Origin of the sequence: Sphingobium sp. BHU LFT2 (assembly GCF_018604485.1) — a bacterium.
In the GTDB taxonomy this organism is placed as follows: domain Bacteria; phylum Pseudomonadota; class Alphaproteobacteria; order Sphingomonadales; family Sphingomonadaceae; genus Sphingobium; species Sphingobium yanoikuyae_A.
Map to the genome: position 1 here is coordinate 178,436 of NZ_JAFCGW010000007.1, position 18,881 is coordinate 197,316.

Below are 18,881 nucleotides of genomic sequence, written 5' to 3' on the forward strand. Positions count from 1 at the left end.
GGCCGGATCACGGGCAGGGAATATCAGGTCGACCTCTCATTCCGTTCGCCCTGAGCTTGTCGAAGGGCCAGGCTGAGCGAAGCGAAGTCACTTCGCCTGCGGCTCAGTGGAAGGCTTCGACTTCGCTCAGCCCGAACGGAGGAGAGGGTAATTACCGGGCGAAGGTGGCCTGGGCAGCGACCGGGGCAGCGCTGTCGACCGGGGTGACCGGCGCCGGGGTCGGGGTGATCCGGGCCGGCTTGACCGCGACCTTGGCACCGGGCATCGCTGCCTGGAGATTGGTCACGATCACCCGGTCCTTGGGATCGAGGCCGCTGCGGATGATGCGCAGCCCGTCGACGATCGGGCCAAGCTCGACCGGCTTCACCGCGACGCTGTCATCCTTGTCCACCACCAGCACGGTCTTGCGTGCCTGGTCGGACTGGATCGCCTCGTCCGGGACCAGCAGGGCATTGGCCTTGCCGCCATTGGCCAGACGCATATTGCCGAACAGGCCGGGGGTCAGGAAATTGCCCGGATTGTCGAAGACTGCGCGGATGCGGATCGTGCCCGACCGGGGATCGAGCCCATTGTCGGTGAAGTCCAGTCGGCCCTTGTGGTTATAGTCCGCCTCATCCTGCAACCGCACCTCGACCGCGCCGCCATTCTCCTTGTCGCGCTGCGACTTGAGGTAGAGCGCTTCGGAGGCGTCGAAGTTGAAGTAGATGGGGTCGAGCTTGTTGACCGTGGTCAGCAGCGACGCGGTGCTGCCTTCGCCGCCCGACACCAGATTGCCTATGTCGACGCGGCGATCCGATACGCGGCCGGAAATCGGCGCACGGACTTGGGTGAACTCGACGTCCAGTGCCCGGCTGCGTTCGCGGGCCTGCGCGCCGGCCAATGCGGCCTGCGCCGCCTGCAGACGCGAGCGGAGTGAATCCACCTCGCTTGCTGACACGGCTTCGTCGCCGGTCAGTCGCTGGACGCGGCCATAGTCATTCTGGGCCAGCAGCAGCGCGCTGCGAGCGGAGGCGACGCTGGCGCGCGCTTCGGCCAGGGCTGCCTGGAACGGGCGCTGGTCGATGGTGAAGAGCAACTGCCCCTGACGGACGAAATCGCCGTCGCGGAAGTGGATGGCGGTCACCGCGCCCGATACGCGGGGGCGGATCTCAACCGTCTGGCTGGGGGCGAAGCGGCCGACATAGTCATCCCACTGCGTCACGCTGCGGGCGAGCGGCGCGGAAACGCCGACCGCCGCCAGCGGGGCGGCTGCGGCCTGGGCCGACGGGCGGTCGACCAGCTTCCAGCCGATGCCGAACAGGGCGATGAGCGCGACGGCGGCGATGCCGCCATGCTTGCGCGACCAGCGGTTGCCCGGCGGCGCGTGAACGTCCGACGCGTTGCCGTCGGCTGTGATCTTGGTGAACTGGTTCATGGATTAGCTCCGGGGGACGCGGGCGGTGCGACCCGCGCTGATGGTGGCGAGCAGCAATTCGAGCTGCGCGGTGGAAAATCCGGCCGCGCGGAAGGCGGCGAGGGCGGAAAGCGACACGGCATAGCCCTTGTGCCAGGCCTCGACGGCCAGGCGGCGCAGTGCCTCCAGCCGTTCGCTGGCCAGGGTTGGGCTATGTTCCTCGCCCCAGATCCACTTGCGCAGACGGGCGAAAGAGCCGGGACCGCGCAGCGAGCGCAAGCCGTCGGTGCGGGCGAGGTCGACGATCTGCCATTCCTGGGCGGAAAAGCTGGTTGCCTGGGCCTCGACACTGATGGCGGGCGCGGCTGGGGCGGGGCGGGCGGCGCCGACCGCCATCTGCGGACCGGCAAGTGCCTGGGCGAAATCAAGGAAAGCCATGGCCTGTTCCTTCCTGCTGTCTGAAGCGGGCACACGTCCGCGCGCGGAAAAGCGCGGATCGCGTCCCGAAATAAGCGCCCGAAGATGCGGGCATGCGTCCTTGCGGCGCGAACGGCACAAACCGTCGCGAAGAGGGCGCAAAGATGGTGAATCAGGAGGAACCCGTTACCGGGAAACCGCCCCTTTGGGTGACGCTATCGTCGACAGCGCCGATGGTGGAATTGCTGCATGATGACCTCCCTGGGCTACACACCCAGCATCATTGTGTACCGTATGGTATATATTAACGGGGGCTGTCCCGTCAACCGTCTTTTTGTACCGGGAGGTATTTTATTTGCAGTGCGGCAATTTCAAGACCCGCATCGCTGCAAAAGCGAAATAAATTCCGCTATTTGCTCGGCCACATGGTGAGGGTGGTGTCGATCAGCTGCTCCAGCCGATCGCGCGGAACACCGGCACCGGCCTGAACGGCCATGCCCTGGATCACGGTCGAGAGATAACAGGCGAGCGCCTGGGGCTCGACTCCGGCGGGCAGGTCGCCCTCTGCCTGGGCGCGCTCGAACCGGTCGAGCAGGGCGCGGTCGGACGAGGCACGGCGGGCCAATACCTCATCGCGGATACATTCGGAATGGGCGGTGCCACCGACCGAACTGATGACGCCCATGCACCCCTGGGGATCTTTGTTGCCGGTCTGGATCGCCAGCGATCCGCGCAGCATGCGCTCGGCCACGGCCTTGGCGGTCGGTGCCTCCAGCGACGACTTCACATAGCAGAGCTTGTCGCGCTCATAGAGGTCGAGCGCCTTGCGGAACAGGGCTTCCTTGTTGCCGAAACAGGCATAGAGGCTGGGCTTGGTAATGCCCATCGCCTCGGTCAGTTCCGCCAGCGATGCGCCTTCATAGCCGCGCCGCCAGAAGACCTGAAGCGCAGCCGCCAAGGCTTCCTCGGGATCGAACTCCCGCGGGCGGCCCCTGCCACTCTGTGTTGCCGTGATTTCCATACCGACCGGTATATAGGGGTGATGGCCGCCTACGTCCATAGGGCGCGCGACATCATTGCTGGTCAGTTTTTATCTGATGGGGAAGAATTGGATGCCCGACAAGGATTCGAACCTTGATTGACGGAGTCAGAGTCCGCTCTCTTACCATTAGAGGATCGGGCATCATCAGCAGGGCTTGCCCCGCTTGGGAGGCCGCAGATAGGCGGGGATTCAGAGTCGGTCAAGCGCTTTGTGCAGCCTTTCCGCAGTTTTTTGTCGATCCTCCCGATCACCGGCTGGCTGCCTTCACCGGACAAAGAAAAGCCCGCCGGATCAGCGATGATCCGGCGGGCAATATGTCGGTCTCTCTCAAAACCGGGCTGGGAGCCGCTCCCGATGTAGGAAGCGGCTCCCGCCTTTTCAAAGTCAGTCCATGTCCTGCGTGGTGAAATCATCACCCTGCACGGCACCCAGCGGATCGTCGCCGATCGCGGCTTCCGGACCCTGGGCCAGTTCGGCCGCATGTTCCTCGGCCGCGCTCTTCGGCGCGATCAGGTCGACCTGGGCCGAAGCGCGCAGCGCGGCCCGCATCGCCGCATCACGCGACGAGGCGGCAACGCGCAGGCGGTTCATGCCGGCACCGGTGCCCGCCGGGATGAGGCGGCCGACGATGACATTCTCCTTCAGGCCAACCAGCGTGTCCTTCTTGCCCTGGACCGCCGCTTCCGTGAGGACGCGGGTGGTTTCCTGGAAGGACGCTGCCGAGATGAACGAACGGGTCTGCAGCGAGGCCTTGGTGATGCCGAGCAGCACCGGCTTGCCGGCAGCAGGGGCAAAGCCCGGCTGCAGCTTGCTGTTGATCTCGTCCATTTCCTCGCGGTCGACCTGCTCGCCTACCAGCAGGGTGGTGTCGCCGGACTCGATGATCTCGACCTTCTGCAGCATCTGACGAACGATCGTTTCGATGTGCTTGTCGTTGATCTTCACGCCCTGCAAGCGATAGACTTCCTGGATTTCGGCGACCAGATATTCGGCCAGCGGCTCGATGCCGAGCACTTCCAGAATGTCGTGCGGATCGGGCGAACCACCGATCAGGTTGTCGCCACGCTTCACGTAGTCGCCTTCCTGAACGTCGATCACCTTGCTCTTGGGGATCAGATATTCGACCGGCTCGCCGCCATCCTCGGGATTGATGGCGATCTTGCGCTTCGCCTTGTAATCCTTGAGGAACTGCACGCGGCCCGAGACCTTGGCAATGATCGCATTGTCCTTGGGCTTGCGGGCTTCGAACAGCTCGGCAACGCGCGGCAGACCACCGGTGATGTCGCGGGTCTTGGCCGCTTCACGGCTGACACGCGCCAGCACGTCACCGGCCTGAACCTCTGCACCATCGTCGACCGACAGGGTCGCACCGACCGCCAGCATGTAGCGGGCGGCTTCACCGCTATTGTCGTCCATCAGGGTCAGGCGCGGACGCAGATCTTCCTTCGTCCGGGCCGCACCACGATGTTCGATGACGACGCGCTGGGCGATGCCGGTGGCTTCGTCGGTCTGTTCGGTCAGCGTCTTGTTGTCGATCAGGTCGACATACTTAACGATACCGGGCTTTTCCGTGATCACCGGCATGGTGAACGGATCCCACTCGGCGAAGCGATCGCCTTTCTTCACGGCATCGCCATCTGCGAACAGGATGGTGGCGCCATAAGGCAGGCGGTGCGTTTCGCGCTCGCGGCCTTCGCTGTCGATGATCGCGACTTCGCCGTTACGGGCCAGCGACAGGCGACGACCATTCTTGTCGGTGATGGTCGGCATGTCGCGCAGCTCGATCGTGCCGTCCGACAGGGCTTCCAGGTTCGACGTTTCGTTGAAGTTCGCCGCGCCGCCGATGTGGAAGGTACGCATGGTCAGCTGCGTGCCCGGTTCACCAATGGACTGCGCCGCGATGACGCCGACCGCTTCACCGATGTTGACCGGCGTACCACGGGCCAGGTCACGGCCGTAGCACTTGCCGCAAACGCCCATCCGGCTTTCGCAGATCAGCGGGCTGCGGATCTTCACGGCCTGCGTGCCGATCGCCTCGATCTGGGTGATCATGGCTTCGTCCAGCAGGGTGCCGATCGGGATGATGACGGTGCCGTCCTTGCTGTCGACGATATCCTGCGCCGTGGTACGGCCCAGAATGCGTTCGCCCAGCGAGGCGATGACCGAACCACCCTGAACGATGGCCTTCATCTCCAGCGCCTTTTCGGTGCCGCAATCGTCCTCGACGATGGTGCAGTCCTGCGACACGTCGACCAGACGGCGGGTCAGGTAACCCGAGTTCGCCGTCTTGAGCGCGGTGTCGGCCAGACCCTTACGGGCACCGTGAGTCGAGTTGAAGTACTCGAGAACGGTCAGACCTTCCTTGAAGTTCGAGATGATCGGCGTTTCGATGATCTCGCCCGACGGCTTGGCCATCAGGCCGCGCATGCCGGCCAGCTGCTTCATCTGGGCCTGCGAACCACGGGCACCCGAGTGCGCCATCATGTAGATCGAGTTGATCGGCGCCAGACGGCCGGTCTTGGGATCCTTGGGCTGGGCGCGAATCTCGTCCATCATGGCGTTCGCGACCTGGTCGCCGCAACGGCTCCAGGCGTCGATCACCTTGTTGTACTTTTCCTGCTGCGTGATCAGACCGTCCTGATACTGCTGCTCATAGTCCGCCACCAGTGCCTTGGTCTCGTCGACCATCGTCACCTTGCTGTCGGGGATGACCATGTCGTCCTTGCCGAAGCTGATGCCGGCCTGGAACGCGTGGCGGAAGCCCAGCGACATGATGGCGTCAGCGAACAGCACCGTGTCCTTCTGGCCGGTGTGACGATAGACCTGGTCGATGACGTCGCCGATTTCCTTCTTGGTGAGAAGGCGGTTGACGACGTCGAAGGGCACCTTGTGCGACTTGGGCAGGCATTCGCCCAGCAGCATGCGACCCGGCGTGGTCTCGAAGCGCTTCATATACTGCTGACCATTTTCGTCGGTCTGCGGCACGCGGCTGATGATCTTCGAGTGCAGGGTGACCGCCTTGGCATAGAGGGCCTGATGGACCTCCTGCATGTCGGACAGCAGCATGCCTTCGCCCGGCTCGCCTTCGCGTTCCATCGACAGGTAATAGATACCCAGGACCATGTCCTGCGAGGGAACGATGATCGGCTTGCCGTTGGCGGGCGACAGGATGTTGTTGGTCGACATCATCAGCACGCGCGCTTCCAGCTGGGCTTCCAGCGAGAGGGGCACGTGGACGGCCATCTGGTCACCGTCGAAGTCGGCGTTGAAGGCCGAGCAGACGAGCGGATGCAGTTGGATCGCCTTGCCTTCGATCAGCACGGGTTCGAACGCCTGGATGCCCAGACGGTGAAGCGTCGGCGCGCGGTTCAGCATGACCGGGTGCTCGCGAATGACTTCGTCGAGGATGTCCCAGACTTCCTTGCGCTCCTTCTCGACCCACTTCTTGGCCTGCTTCAGGGTCATAGACAGACCCTTGGCGTCGAGGCGGGCGTAGATGAAGGGCTTGAACAGTTCGAGCGCCATCTTCTTGGGCAGGCCGCACTGGTGCAGCTTGAGTTCCGGACCGGTCACGATGACCGAACGACCCGAATAATCGACGCGCTTGCCGAGCAGGTTCTGGCGGAAGCGGCCCTGCTTGCCCTTGAGCATGTCGGACAGCGACTTGAGCGGACGCTTGTTGGCACCGGTGATGACACGGCCGCGACGGCCGTTATCGAACAGGGCGTCGACGGCTTCCTGCAGCATGCGCTTTTCGTTGCGGACGATGATGTCCGGCGCACGCAGCTCCATCAGGCGCTTCAAACGGTTGTTACGGTTGATGACGCGGCGATACAGATCGTTGAGATCGGAGGTCGCGAAGCGGCCGCCGTCCAGTGGCACCAGCGGGCGCAGTTCCGGCGGGATGACCGGCACGACGTCCAGGATCATCCATTCGGGGCGGTTGCCCGATTCCAGGAAGCTCTCGACGACCTTCAGGCGCTTGATGATCTTCTTGGGCTTCAGTTCCGACTTGGTGACGGCCAGTTCGTCCAGCAGCGCCTGCTTCTCGCCTTCCAGGTCGAGATCCATCAGCATCTGCTTGACGGCTTCGGCGCCGATGCCGGCGGAGAAGGCGTCTTCGCCATATTCGTCCTGCGCGTCGAGCAGTTCGTCCTCGGTCAGCAGCTGATATTTCTCCAGCGGGGTCAGGCCCGGCTCGGTGACGATATAGCTTTCGAAATAGAGGACGCGCTCAAGCTGCTTGAGCTGCATGTCGAGCAGCAGGCCGATGCGCGAGGGCAGCGACTTCAGGAACCAGATGTGGGCAACCGGCGCGGCCAGTTCGATATGGCCCATGCGCTCGCGGCGGACTTTCGACACGGTCACTTCCACGCCGCACTTTTCGCAGACGATGCCCTTGTACTTCATGCGCTTGTACTTGCCGCACAGGCATTCATAGTCCTTGATCGGACCGAAGATGCGGGCGCAGAACAGGCCGTCACGCTCGGGCTTGAACGTGCGATAGTTGATGGTTTCCGGCTTCTTGATTTCGCCGAAGGACCAGCTGCGGATGCGCTCCGGGGAGGCGAGGCCAATCTGGATCTGGTCGAAGGTTTCCGGCTTCTGGATCGGATTGGCGAAGTTCGTCAGTTCGTTCATATCTCAAGTCCCTCTAGAGGGTGTAATTTTCGGGCGAAGCAGGGGAGGGGGCGCTGCCGGAGCAGCGCCCGCGCATCCCTTATTCCGCCGCAGCCGCCATGCCGTCGTCGTCGATCTCGTCCATCGCGGCGAGTTCGACGTTGAGGCCCAGCGAACGCATTTCCTTGACCAGCACGTTGAAGCTTTCGGGAATGCCGGCCTCGAACGTGTCGTCGCCCTTGACGATCGCCTCATAGACCTTGGTGCGGCCGACCACGTCGTCCGACTTCACCGTCAGCATTTCCTGCAGCGTGTAGGCGGCGCCATAAGCCTGGAGCGCCCACACTTCCATTTCACCGAAGCGCTGGCCACCGAACTGCGCCTTACCGCCCAGCGGCTGCTGGGTGACGAGCGAGTAGGGGCCGATGGAACGTGCGTGGATCTTGTCATCGACAAGGTGATGCAGCTTCAGGACATACTTGTAGCCAACGGTTACCTTGCGGTCGAACACGTCGCCGGTACGGCCATCGAACAGCGAAACCTGGCCGGATTCGTCCAGGCCCGCCAGCTTCAGCATCGCCGACACGTCGGATTCGACGGCACCGTCGAATACCGGCGTCGCCATCGGCACGCCTGCACGGACATTCTGCGCCAGCTCGACGATCTGCTCGGGGCTGCGCGCCTCGATTTCGGCGACATAATTGTCGCCATAGATCGTCTTGAGCAGTTCCTTCACCGCCTCGGGGGGCTGGCCCGCCTCGGGGTTCGGATTGGCTTCACGCCATGCGTCCAGAGCCTGGCCGATCTGGGCGCCCAGGCCGCGTGCGGCCCAGCCCAGATGGGTTTCGAAGATCTGACCGACGTTCATGCGCGACGGCACGCCCAGCGGGTTCAGCACGAAGTCGACGGGGGTGCCGTCTTCCAGGAAGGGCATGTCTTCGGCCGGCAGGATGCGGCTGATGATACCCTTGTTACCGTGACGACCGGCCATCTTGTCGCCCGGCTGCAGCTTGCGCTTCACCGCGACGAACACCTTGACCATCTTCAGCACGCCCGGCGGCAACTCGTCGCCGCGCTGCAGCTTGTCGACGCGATCCTCGAACTTCTCGACGATCAGCTTCACCGCTTCGTCATACTGCGCCTTGACGGCTTCGATGCCGGTCTGACGGACATCGTCCTCGACCGCGAACTTCCACCATTCGTGACGCTCGACTTCGCCCAGCAGAGCCTCGTCGATCACAACGCCCTTCTTGACGCCCTTGGGGGCGGCAGTGGCGGTCTGGCCGATCAGCATTTCCTGCAGACGGTTGAAGGTCGCACGGTTGAGGATGCCGCGTTCGTCTTCACGGTCCTTGGCGAGACGGTCGATTTCCTCCCGCTCGATCGCCATGGCGCGTTCGTCCTTGTCGATGCCGTGACGGTTGAAGACGCGGACTTCCACGACGGTGCCGGCAACGCCCGGCGGCAGACGCAGCGAGGTGTCGCGCACGTCGCTCGCCTTCTCACCGAAGATCGCGCGGAGCAGCTTTTCTTCCGGGGTCATCGGCGATTCACCCTTGGGGGTGATCTTGCCGACCAGGATGTCGCCCGGCTCCACTTCGGCGCCGATGTACACGATGCCAGCCTCGTCGAGGTTGCGCAGCGCTTCTTCACCGACGTTCGGAATGTCGCGGGTGATGTCTTCCGGACCCAGCTTGGTGTCGCGGGCCATGACCTCGAACTCCTCGATATGGATCGAGGTGAAGACGTCATCCTTCACGATCCGCTCGGAGATCAGGATGGAGTCTTCGTAGTTGTAGCCGTTCCAGGGCATGAACGCGACAAGTACGTTGCGGCCCAGCGCCAGCTCGCCGAACTCGGTCGACGGGCCGTCGGCGATGACGTCGCCGGCCTGCACCAGTTCGCCCACCTTCACCAGCGGACGCTGGTTGATGCAGGTGTCCTGGTTGGAGCGCTGGAACTTCTGCAGCGTGTAGATGTCGACGCCCGACTGGCCGGGTTCGACATCGCCGGTGGCGCGGATCACGATACGGGTCGCGTCGACCTGGTCGATGATGCCGGCGCGCTTGGCGGCGATCGCCGCGCCCGAGTCACGGGCCACGGTGCCTTCCATGCCGGTGCCGACGAACGGCGCCTCGGCACGGACCAGCGGCACCGCCTGACGCTGCATGTTCGATCCCATGAGCGCGCGGTTGGCGTCGTCATTTTCCAGGAACGGAATGAGCGAGGCCGCGACCGACACCAGCTGCTTGGGGCTGACGTCCATCAGGGTGATGTTGTCGCGCGGCGCCATCAGGAATTCGCCGGCTTCACGGGCGGAGATCAGGTCTTCCGCCAGCGTGCCGTCGGCATTGGTTTCGGCGTTGGCCTGCGCGATCGTGTGCTTGGCCTCTTCCATCGCCGACAGATAGACGACGTCGTTGGTCACCTTGCCGTCGATCACCTTGCGATACGGCGTTTCGATGAAGCCGTACTTGTTCACGCGGCTGAAGGTGGCCAGCGAGTTGATCAGACCGATGTTCGGGCCTTCGGGCGTTTCAATCGGGCAGATACGGCCATAATGGGTCGGGTGAACGTCGCGGACTTCGAAGCCGGCGCGCTCACGGGTCAGACCACCCGGCCCAAGGGCCGACACGCGGCGCTTGTGGGTGACTTCCGACAGCGGGTTGGTCTGGTCCATGAACTGCGACAGCTGCGAGCTGCCGAAGAATTCACGCACCGCGGCCACGGCGGGCTTCGCGTTGATCAGGTCGTTCGGCATCACGGTCGACACGTCGACCGAGCTCATGCGTTCCTTGACCGCACGTTCCATGCGCAGCAGGCCGACGCGATACTGGTTCTCCAGCAGTTCGCCGACCGAGCGGACGCGACGGTTGCCGAGATTGTCGATATCGTCGATCTCGCCCTTGCCGTCCTTCAGGTTCACCAATTCCTTGACGACGGCCAGGATGTCCTCGACGCGCAGGGTGGTGACGGTGTCCTCGGCATCCAGGTCGAGGCGCATGTTCATCTTCACGCGGCCGACCGCGGACAGGTCATAGCGTTCCGGATCGAAGAACAGGCCGGCGAACAGCGCTTCGGCGGTTTCCTTCGTCGGCGGCTCGCCGGGGCGCATGACGCGATAGATGTCGCTCAGGGCCTGGTCGCGCTCTTCGGCCTTGTCGGCCTTGAGCGTATTGCGGATCCAGGGGCCGGTGGTGACATGGTCGATGTCCAGCAGTTCCAGGCGGTCGATGCCCGCCTTGTCCAGCTTTTCGAGGTTTTCAGGCGACACTTCGTCGCCGGCCTCGATGTAGATTTCGCCGGTCTTCTCGTTGATCAGGTCATAGGCGCTGTAGCGGCCATAGACTTCCTCGGTCGGGATCAGCAGGGTGGCCAGGCCATCCTTCTCCGCCTTGTTGGCAGCGCGCGGGCTGATCTTGTGGCCGGCGGCGAACACGACTTCGCCCGACTTGGCGTCGACGATGTCGAACGCGGGCTTCAGGCCGCGCCAGGCTTCGGCGGTGTAGGGGATCTGCCAGCCGCCTTCGCCACGGACGAAGGTCACCTTGTTGTAGAACTGGCCCAGGATTTCCTCGGCGGTGAGGCCGAGCGCGTACAGCAGCGCGGTGACCGGCAGCTTGCGCTTGCGGTCGATACGCACGTTGACGATGTCCTTGGCGTCGAACTCGAAGTCGAGCCACGAACCACGGTACGGAATGACGCGGGCAGCGAACAGATACTTGCCCGACGAGTGGGTCTTGCCACGGTCATGGTCGAACAGGACGCCCGGCGAACGGTGCATCTGCGACACGATGACGCGCTCGGTGCCGTTGACGATGAAGGTGCCGTTCTGCGTCATGAGCGGCATGTCGCCCATGTACACGTCCTGCTCCTTGATATCGAGGACCGAACGGGTTTCGGTGTCGGCATCGACCTCGAACACAATCAGGCGCAGGGTGACGCGCATCGGCGCGGCATAGGTGATGCCACGCTGGCGGCATTCCTCGACGTCGAACTTCGGGTCTTCCAGCTCATAATGGACGAAGTCCATTTCGGCGGTGCCGGCGAAGTCGCGGATCGGGAAGACGCTGCGCAGGGTCTTTTCCAGGCCCGACACATAGCCGATCGCGGGGTTGGAACGGAGGAACTGTTCGTAGCTCTCCCTTTGAACTTCGATCAGGTTCGGCATCTGCACCACTTCGTGGATGTCGCCGAACACCTTGCGGATGCGCTTCTTAGCGCCGGTGTTGATCGTTGGGAGAGCCTTGGTCGCCATGCGGTTCCTGCCTGTCGTCTGTTCGTCGTGTTTTTCCGCATTGCAACGGAAATTCAGTCCGGATGCTCTGGAATCCGGGGTGATTCGCACCCCATATTCCACGCAAAAAAGTGCGGGCCGGGACTGTCCGATCCGCACTGTCAGCGTCTTGTTGCCCGCCAAACTCGCCCAATTCCGCCGGTTTCGTGCGCCATGCGAACCGGACCCCGAGCGATGAGGGGGACGGACCATCCCATCCGGGGAGGACAGGAACGGACCGATTTCGAACCGCCCATATAGGAAAAGGGGGCGGCTTTGTGAAGGGGGTCAGGTGAAGAGATGCCGCTCCGCCCTGATCGCCGCGACCAATCGGTCCAGCTCGGCGCTGCTGTTGAACAGGGCGGGCGTCACGCGCAGCGCCGGCCCGGATGCAAGCCCGGCCTTGGCCACCACCAGCAGGCGATATTTGTCGAGGAACAGCTTGGCCGCCTGTTTGGCGCCATCCGGGCCTTTCATGCCGGGTAGGCGGAAACCGGTGACGGCGCCGAAGCGGCCGGTCTCCTGCGGCGCCAATATCTCCAGTCCGGCGATGTCGCGAACCCGCTCGACCCAATAGTCGCGTAGTCGGACGAGATGGCGATATTTCGCCTCCAGTCCGATAGCATCCTGCACCGCGATCGCGCGCGGGATGGTCAGGCGGGCGGCGAAGTCGACCGTGCCGGTCGGGATGCGCGCGCGAATATCCTCCGGCCCATGGATGCGGTTGCCGAGCCAGGGGGAAATGTCCTGCAGCCGGTCCTTACGGATATAGATGCCGCCGGTGCCGAGCGGCGCGGCCAGCCATTTGTGCAGCGAGAAGCCGATGAAGTCGGCGCCCGTGTCGTCCACTGTAAAGGGCAGGTGGCCGACCGCCTGGGCGCTGTCCAGGATCACGTCGACGCCGCGCGCTTTGGCCATGGCGACGATCGCCTTGACCGGCGGCACCAGCCCGTTGCGGTTGGACAAATGGGTGAGCAGCAGCAGCTTCGCGCGCGGCGTTTCCTTCAATATCCTGTCATAGGCGGCCAGGATATTCGCTTCCGTATGTGGCTCGGGCAGGCTGAAGCGGACGATGCGGGCGCCGCGGCTCTGCTCCAGATAGTCGCAGGCAAATTGCATCTCGTCATAGTCGACATCGGCATAGATCACCGCGTCGCCGGCCTGGAGCAGCGCATAATTGGCGATCAGCGCATAGAGCGCCTCGGTGCCGCCGCCCGACAGCGCGATCTCCTCGGTCTGCGCGCCGAGCAGCTTTGCCACGGCCGCGCGCGACCGATCCAGTTCGGCGTCGCGCGGATGGCCGGGCGCGGCATTGCGCAGGAACAGCGAATTGTTGCGGTTCACCCATTGCGAATAGGCGCGATAGCTGGCCGCCACCGGCCGGGACATCGCCCCATAATAGGCCGCGTCGAAAGTCGCGAAATCGCGCTCCACGTCATAGAGGGGCAGCAGTGCGCGCTGTGCCGCCTCGAAATCCGTCATGTCGCCGGTGAAGCGGAAGGGCGCCTCGTCGGGCCAGCCATCCGACGGTCCGGTCGTGGCCGCAACCGCGCCGTCCAGCCCGAGGCTGACACCGAAAGTGACACCCAGCGCGCCACCCGCCCGTCCGATAAAGCCCCGCCGCGTAACCATCTTGCCCCCGAAAAATGTCGTGATTTTATACCATAACGTAATCGCGCGCGAAATCCGCCAGCGCCGTCCGCATCAGGAGCCGGATGGCGCTGCGGGTGTCACCTTCGGTGTCACGATCGGCGGCGTGGCGGGTGGCGGTGGGGCGATCTTGACCGTCTCGAACCGCTCCTTGCGCCGTACCCCGTCCAGCGAAGGCACGATGACTGCCGCAGGTGGTGTGGCCGTCGGAACGCGCTGCCGCATGCATTCGGCCTTGGTCGGGCGGGGGAACTGGCTGCAGTTCCACAGCGCGCGCTGCAATCCGTTGCCGACATAATGGATATAGGCGAAGCTCATCGCCTCAAGCTGGGCGTCGTTGAGCGGCAGGCCGGTCGGGACGGCGTCGCCGCGCCAACCCATGATCCGGCATTCGGGCCGGCCGGCACAGAAAGTCTCCGCCAGCGCGGGCCAGCTTTCCGGCGGGCTGCTGCGATTGAGTTCGACCAGGAAGCTGCGCCCGCCCGGTGCGATCGCGATCAGCCGGACGCCGCCGATCGTCTTGCCCAGCGAGTCCGATCCGATGGCGCGTTCCGGCCTGGCGGCCAGCGCGGCGGCGGCTTCGGTCGCCAGCACCGGCGGCATGCCCGGAAGGCCGCTGCCCGGCAGGCCTTGATGCGCGGCGGACAGGCGGGCGATGCGGGCGATCAGCGGTTCGCCACCGGCTTCGCCCAGGCGGAACGCAGGCGGCGTGCCCCACCAGCCGCGCCAGCGAAAGAACAGATGCGTGCCGACCGCGGTGATCTTGTCCAGGCTGCCGCTCCAATAGGGCACGACCCAGTCGGTATGATAATGGGTGGCATAGCCGACCGCCTTGAACACCTTGCCGGCCAGCGCGCCGCGCGCAATCTCCCGCGCCCGTGCCCAGGCGCTGGTGGATGGCGTGCGGGCCAGTGCGCCGTCGCAGGTGAAGGTGAACTGGCAGCCGGTGGTCCGTTCCTGCCCCTGGAACACCACGCCGCAGACCGTCTTGGGGAAGGCCGGGTGGCGCACGCGATTGAGCACGACCTGTGCCACCGCCTGCTCGCCGACGGCATCGTCGCCCGCTTCGTAAAGCTGGGCCGCCGCCAGGCAGTCCGTGGCTCGGGCCAGATCGGTTTCCGATCCGCGGAACAGGAACGGCCGGGCCGATGGATTGGGATCGCGCGAAAAGGGGATCTGGGCGTTGAGGTCGCGGGCCTGCTCGGGGCCGAGTGCAAAAACTTTGACGGGTTCGACCGCGGGCGGTGGCGTTGTGGGGCGGCGCAAACGGGCGGCCGCTACAGCCGCCAGCCGGCGGCCCTGCGCCACCTCATCGCCAGCGCGCGGCCGGCTTTCCCAGCCGGCCACCGCCATGGGCAGACCGACGAACAGCAACAGCCATATCAGCCACATCGCGCGATGTGGCCGGTCAGGGAAAGTGCCGCCGGTCATGCCCTAGGCTTTGCGCCGTTTATTCGGGCAGGAAGTCGGGCACCGAGAGATAGCGTTCGCCGGTGTCATAATTGAAGCCGAGAACGCGGCTGCCCGCGGGCAGTTCCTTCAGCTTCTGCGCGATCGCGGCGAGCGTGGCGCCCGACGAGATGCCGACCAACATGCCTTCCTGGCTGGCGGCGCGACGGGCATAGTCCTTCGCATCGGCCGGATCGACCTGGATCACGCCGTCCAATATCTGGGTGTGCAGGTTCGCCGGGATGAAGCCCGCGCCAATGCCCTGGATCGGGTGCGGGCCGGGCTGGCCGCCGCTGATGACCGGCGACAGGGTCGGCTCGACCGCATAGACCTTGAGGTTCGGCCACTGCTTCTTCAGCACCTCAGCGGTGCCGGTGATATGGCCACCCGTGCCCACGCCGCTGATCAGCACGTCGATCGGCGCATCGGCGAAATCGGCGATGATTTCCTGCGCGGTGGTGCGGACATGCACGTCGATATTGGCGGGGTTCTCGAACTGCTGCGGCATCCAGCTATCGGGCGTCTGCGACACCAGTTCCAGCGCCCGTTCGATCGCGCCCTTCATGCCCTTTTCGCGCGGGGTCAGGTCGAAACTGGCGCCATAGGCCAGCATCAGCCGGCGCCGTTCGATCGACATGCTCTCGGGCATGACCAGGATCAGCTTATAGCCCTTGACCGCGGCGACCATGGCCAGGCCCACGCCGGTATTGCCCGACGTCGGCTCGATGATCGTGCCGCCCGGCTTCAGGTCGCCCGATGCTTCGGCCGCCTCGATCATGGCCAGCGCGATGCGGTCCTTGATCGACCCGCCGGGGTTCGACCGTTCCGACTTGATCCACACTTCAGCGTCCCCGAACAGCCGGTTGACCCGGACATGGGGGGTATTGCCGATGGTATCGAGAATAGTGGCAGCTTTCATTGGGCCGTCTCCTGGCTGATGTCCGCCTCCCTTAAGTCGGGTGGGTCGAAAGTGCGTGCAAGGCGCAGTTCGGGAAAGAGCCGCGCCCAGAATATCGTGACGAGAATGGCGCCCACGCCACCCCCGATGACCGCAGCGATAGGCCCAACGAGCGCCGCAAGGAAGCCCGATTCCGCTTCGCCCAGTTCATTGGACGCGGATATGGTCAGTTGCGACAGGCTGGAAACGCGGCCGCGCATCGCATCGGGCGTGTGCAGCTGCACCAGCGACTGGCGCACGAACACCGACACCATGTCGGCGCCGCCCAGCACGATCAGTGCTGCGATGCCGGCCTCCACCGCAATGTCGCGCGGCAGGAAGGCGGTGCAACCAAACGCGATCGTGGCCAGACCGAACAGGATGACCGCCGCCAGCATCTTGAGGCCGACCTGAGTCTTCATCGGGCGGAAGGAGAACCAGAGCGCGGTCAGCGCCGCGCCGATCCCCGGCGCGATCGCCAGATGACCATAGCCGGTCGATCCGACATGCAGGATGTCGCGGGCATAGACGGGCAGCAGCGCGGTCGCGCCGGCCAGCAATACCGCGAACAGGTCCAGCGTGATCGTCGCCAGCACCAGCCGATTGCTCTTGAGATAGGTGAAGCCGTCGATCATCTGGCGGATGGGGTGGCGGCCCTGCTGGCGTGGCGGCTGGGGCACGGGGCCGATCATCATCATCGATATCAGACCGACGCCGAACAAGGCCGCCGACAGCGCATAGGCGGCCCAGGGCTCGATCGCATAGGCATAGCCGCCCACCGCCTTGCCGAGGATGTCGCCGGTCTGCCAGGCGACCGATGACAGGGCGATGGCGGTCGGCAGCACGGCGGGTGGCACCAGGTTGGGCGCCAATGCCCCATAGGCCGGGCCGTTGAAGGCGCGGGCGATGCCGACGATGACCGCGATGCCGAAGATCAGCGGCAGGCTGACCCAGCCCTCATAGGTGGCGAAGGCCAGCACGGCTGCGGCGAGCATCAACAGCGCCAGCGTCAGCCGGGTGATGATCCGCCGGTCGAAATGATCGGCCACCCAGCCAGTCACCGGCGTCAGGAAGAAGAGCGGCAGGAACTGCGCCAGGCCGATGAGGCCAAGCTGCGCCGACGCCTCGCCCGTGCTCATCGTCTCCCGCGCGACATTATAGGCCTGCCAGGCGAGCAGGATCATCATGCTGTACTGCGCCAGCGTGGCGCAGAAACGGCCGACCAGATAGGCGCGGAAATTGCCGTAATGGAGCGGGTGGGGTGCAGCAGCCGAGGAAGACATGGCCGCGCTCTAGCCTTATCCCGTGGCGGATAGCAACGGGCCGGACATAATCGACCGGCCCCTTGTTCATCCTTACTGGCCTATCCTTATTTGAACAGGCTGCCCAATATGCCGCGCACCAGCTGGCCGGCAATGCCACCGCCCGAGGATCTGCGGCTCGATCCGCCGAACACGGCACGGCCCAGTTCATTGGCGACCTGGCGGCCGACCGAGGAGGCGGCGGAGCGGGTGGCGGACTGCACCGCCTTGTCGAGACTGCTGGGCTTGGCCGCCTCGCGCGCGGCGGCGGCGTCACGCCGGGCCTGCTCCTTCAACTCCTGTTCGCGCTGCTTGGCCTCGACCTTGGCCTGGGCGGCGGCGGTCTTGTCGGCCTCGGCCTTGGCCTTGGCAGCCTGCGCGGCGGCAGCGGCGGCCTCGCCGCGCGCGGCCAGGATTTCCTCGGCGGATTCGCGGTCGACGGCGGTGTCATATTTGCCCTCGCAGGGCGAGATCGACTGGATGATCGCGCGCTCCTTGGCATCGACCGGGCCCAGGCGTGAACGGGGCGGGGCGATCAGTGTGCGCTGGACCACGCCGGGCGCGCCATCCTCCTGCAACAGGGACACCAGCGCCTCACCGGTCTTGAGTTCGGTGATCGCCGTCTCGATGTCGAGATCGGGGTTGATGCGGAAGGTGTCGGCCGCGGCCTTGATCGCCTTCTGGTCGCGCGGGGTGAAGGCGCGCAGCGCATGCTGCACCCGGTTGCCGAGCTGGCCGGCAATGGCTTCGGGAATGTCGATCGGGTTCTGGGTGACGAAATAGACGCCCACGCCCTTGGAACGGATCAGGCGCACCACCTGCTCGATCTTGTCCTGCAAGGCGGTCGGCGCGTCGTCGAACAGCAGATGGGCCTCGTCGAAGAAGAAGACCAGCACCGGCTTTTCCGGATCGCCCACTTCGGGCAGCGTCTCGAACAATTCGCTCAGCAGCCAGAGCAGGAAGGTGGCGTAGAGCTTCGGGCTCTGCATCAGCTTGTCGGCGGCGAGGATGTTCACATAGCCGCGCCCCTTGTCGTCCACCTTCAGGAAGTCGTGGATGTCGAGCGCGGGCTCGCCGAAGAAATGGTCGCCGCCCTGGGTTTCGAGCTGGAGCAACTGGCGCTGGATCGCGCCGACGCTGGCCTTGGTCACATTGCCGAAGCGGGCCGAGAGCGTATCGGCATTTTCCGCGCAATAGGCGAGCATTGCCTGCAGATCGCCCAGGTCGAGCAGCAGCAGCCCTTCCTCATCGGCATATTTGAAGGCGATGTTGAGCACGCCTTCCTGTGTGTCGTTTAGGCCCATCAGCCGCGCCAGCAGCAGCGGTCCCATCTCGCTGACCGTGGTGCGGATCGCATGGCCCTGTTCGCCATAGAGATCCCAGAAGATCGCGGGATTGTCGGCATAGCTGTAATCGGCGATGCCGATTTCCTTGGCGCGCGATACCAGCTTGTCGGCATTTTTGGCGGTCGGCGAACCGGCCATCGAAATGCCCGACAGGTCGCCCTTCACATCGGCCACGAACACCGGGACGCCGAGCGCCGAGAAGCTTTCGGCGATGCCCTGCAACGTCACCGTCTTGCCGGTTCCGGTTGCGCCGGCGATCAGGCCGTGGCGATTGGCCCGGCGCAGGTTCAGATATTGGGGGATGCCGCCGTCCTTTTCGGGCGCGCCCAGACCAAGGAAGATGCCGTCGCTCATGGGCTTATGCTCCTCAAAAACGGGTCGGGCCGCGCCCGCCGGATTGTCTGCTCCTTCTTAGAAGGGAGGCAGGCAATCCGGCAAGCGCGGCCCGTA

10 protein-coding genes and 1 tRNA gene are annotated in these 18,881 nt (G+C 64.6%); all 11 read right to left on the minus strand.

Going from position 1 to position 18,881, the window contains the following annotated elements; genetic code table 11:
- Positions 1-151: 151 nt before the first annotated feature.
- On the minus strand, positions 152-1,414 hold the full coding sequence (locus JQK15_RS15235) for an efflux RND transporter periplasmic adaptor subunit (RefSeq protein ID WP_214866285.1): 1,263 nt from the start codon (positions 1,412-1,414) through the stop codon (positions 152-154).
- 3 nt (positions 1,415-1,417) lie between these two features.
- Positions 1,418-1,831 carry a hypothetical protein gene (locus JQK15_RS15240; RefSeq protein WP_169861866.1) on the minus strand — a complete coding sequence of 138 codons (414 nt, stop codon included), beginning with the start codon at positions 1,829-1,831 and terminating at the stop codon, positions 1,418-1,420.
- 388 nt (positions 1,832-2,219) lie between these two features.
- Complete coding sequence (locus JQK15_RS15245; protein WP_026109006.1) at positions 2,220-2,831, minus strand: TetR/AcrR family transcriptional regulator; 612 nt, start codon at positions 2,829-2,831, stop codon at positions 2,220-2,222.
- Positions 2,832-2,919: 88 nt separating this feature from the next.
- A tRNA-Gln gene (locus JQK15_RS15250) sits at positions 2,920-2,993 on the minus strand.
- Between the two features lie 243 nt (positions 2,994-3,236).
- Positions 3,237-7,493 carry a DNA-directed RNA polymerase subunit beta' gene (rpoC, locus tag JQK15_RS15255; RefSeq protein ID WP_004208472.1) on the minus strand — a complete coding sequence of 1,419 codons (4,257 nt, stop codon included), beginning with the start codon at positions 7,491-7,493 and terminating at the stop codon, positions 3,237-3,239.
- 79 nt (positions 7,494-7,572) lie between these two features.
- On the minus strand, positions 7,573-11,730 hold the full coding sequence (rpoB, locus tag JQK15_RS15260) for a DNA-directed RNA polymerase subunit beta (RefSeq protein ID WP_004208471.1): 4,158 nt from the start codon (positions 11,728-11,730) through the stop codon (positions 7,573-7,575).
- A gap of 306 nt (positions 11,731-12,036) precedes the next feature.
- On the minus strand, positions 12,037-13,380 hold the full coding sequence (locus tag JQK15_RS15265; protein ID WP_214866286.1) for an aminotransferase class V-fold PLP-dependent enzyme: 1,344 nt from the start codon (positions 13,378-13,380) through the stop codon (positions 12,037-12,039).
- A 72-nt stretch (positions 13,381-13,452) separates the two neighbouring features.
- The gene (locus tag JQK15_RS15270) at positions 13,453-14,829 is read right to left on the minus strand and encodes a cell wall hydrolase (protein ID WP_214866287.1); all 1,377 of its coding nucleotides are present in this window, start codon (positions 14,827-14,829) and stop codon (positions 13,453-13,455) included.
- Positions 14,830-14,848: 19 nt separating this feature from the next.
- A complete protein-coding gene (gene cysK / locus JQK15_RS15275) occupies positions 14,849-15,766 on the minus strand; it encodes a cysteine synthase A (RefSeq protein ID WP_010338110.1) in 918 nt (305 codons plus the stop codon).
- On the minus strand, positions 15,763-17,067 hold the full coding sequence (locus JQK15_RS15280; RefSeq protein ID WP_122928349.1) for an MFS transporter: 1,305 nt from the start codon (positions 17,065-17,067) through the stop codon (positions 15,763-15,765). Before JQK15_RS15280 ends, cysK begins: the two co-directional genes overlap by 4 nt.
- Before the next feature lie 86 nt (positions 17,068-17,153).
- Positions 17,154-18,785 carry a helicase HerA-like domain-containing protein gene (locus JQK15_RS15285; RefSeq protein WP_214866288.1) on the minus strand — a complete coding sequence of 544 codons (1,632 nt, stop codon included), beginning with the start codon at positions 18,783-18,785 and terminating at the stop codon, positions 17,154-17,156.
- Between the last annotated feature and the right edge of the window lie 96 nt (positions 18,786-18,881).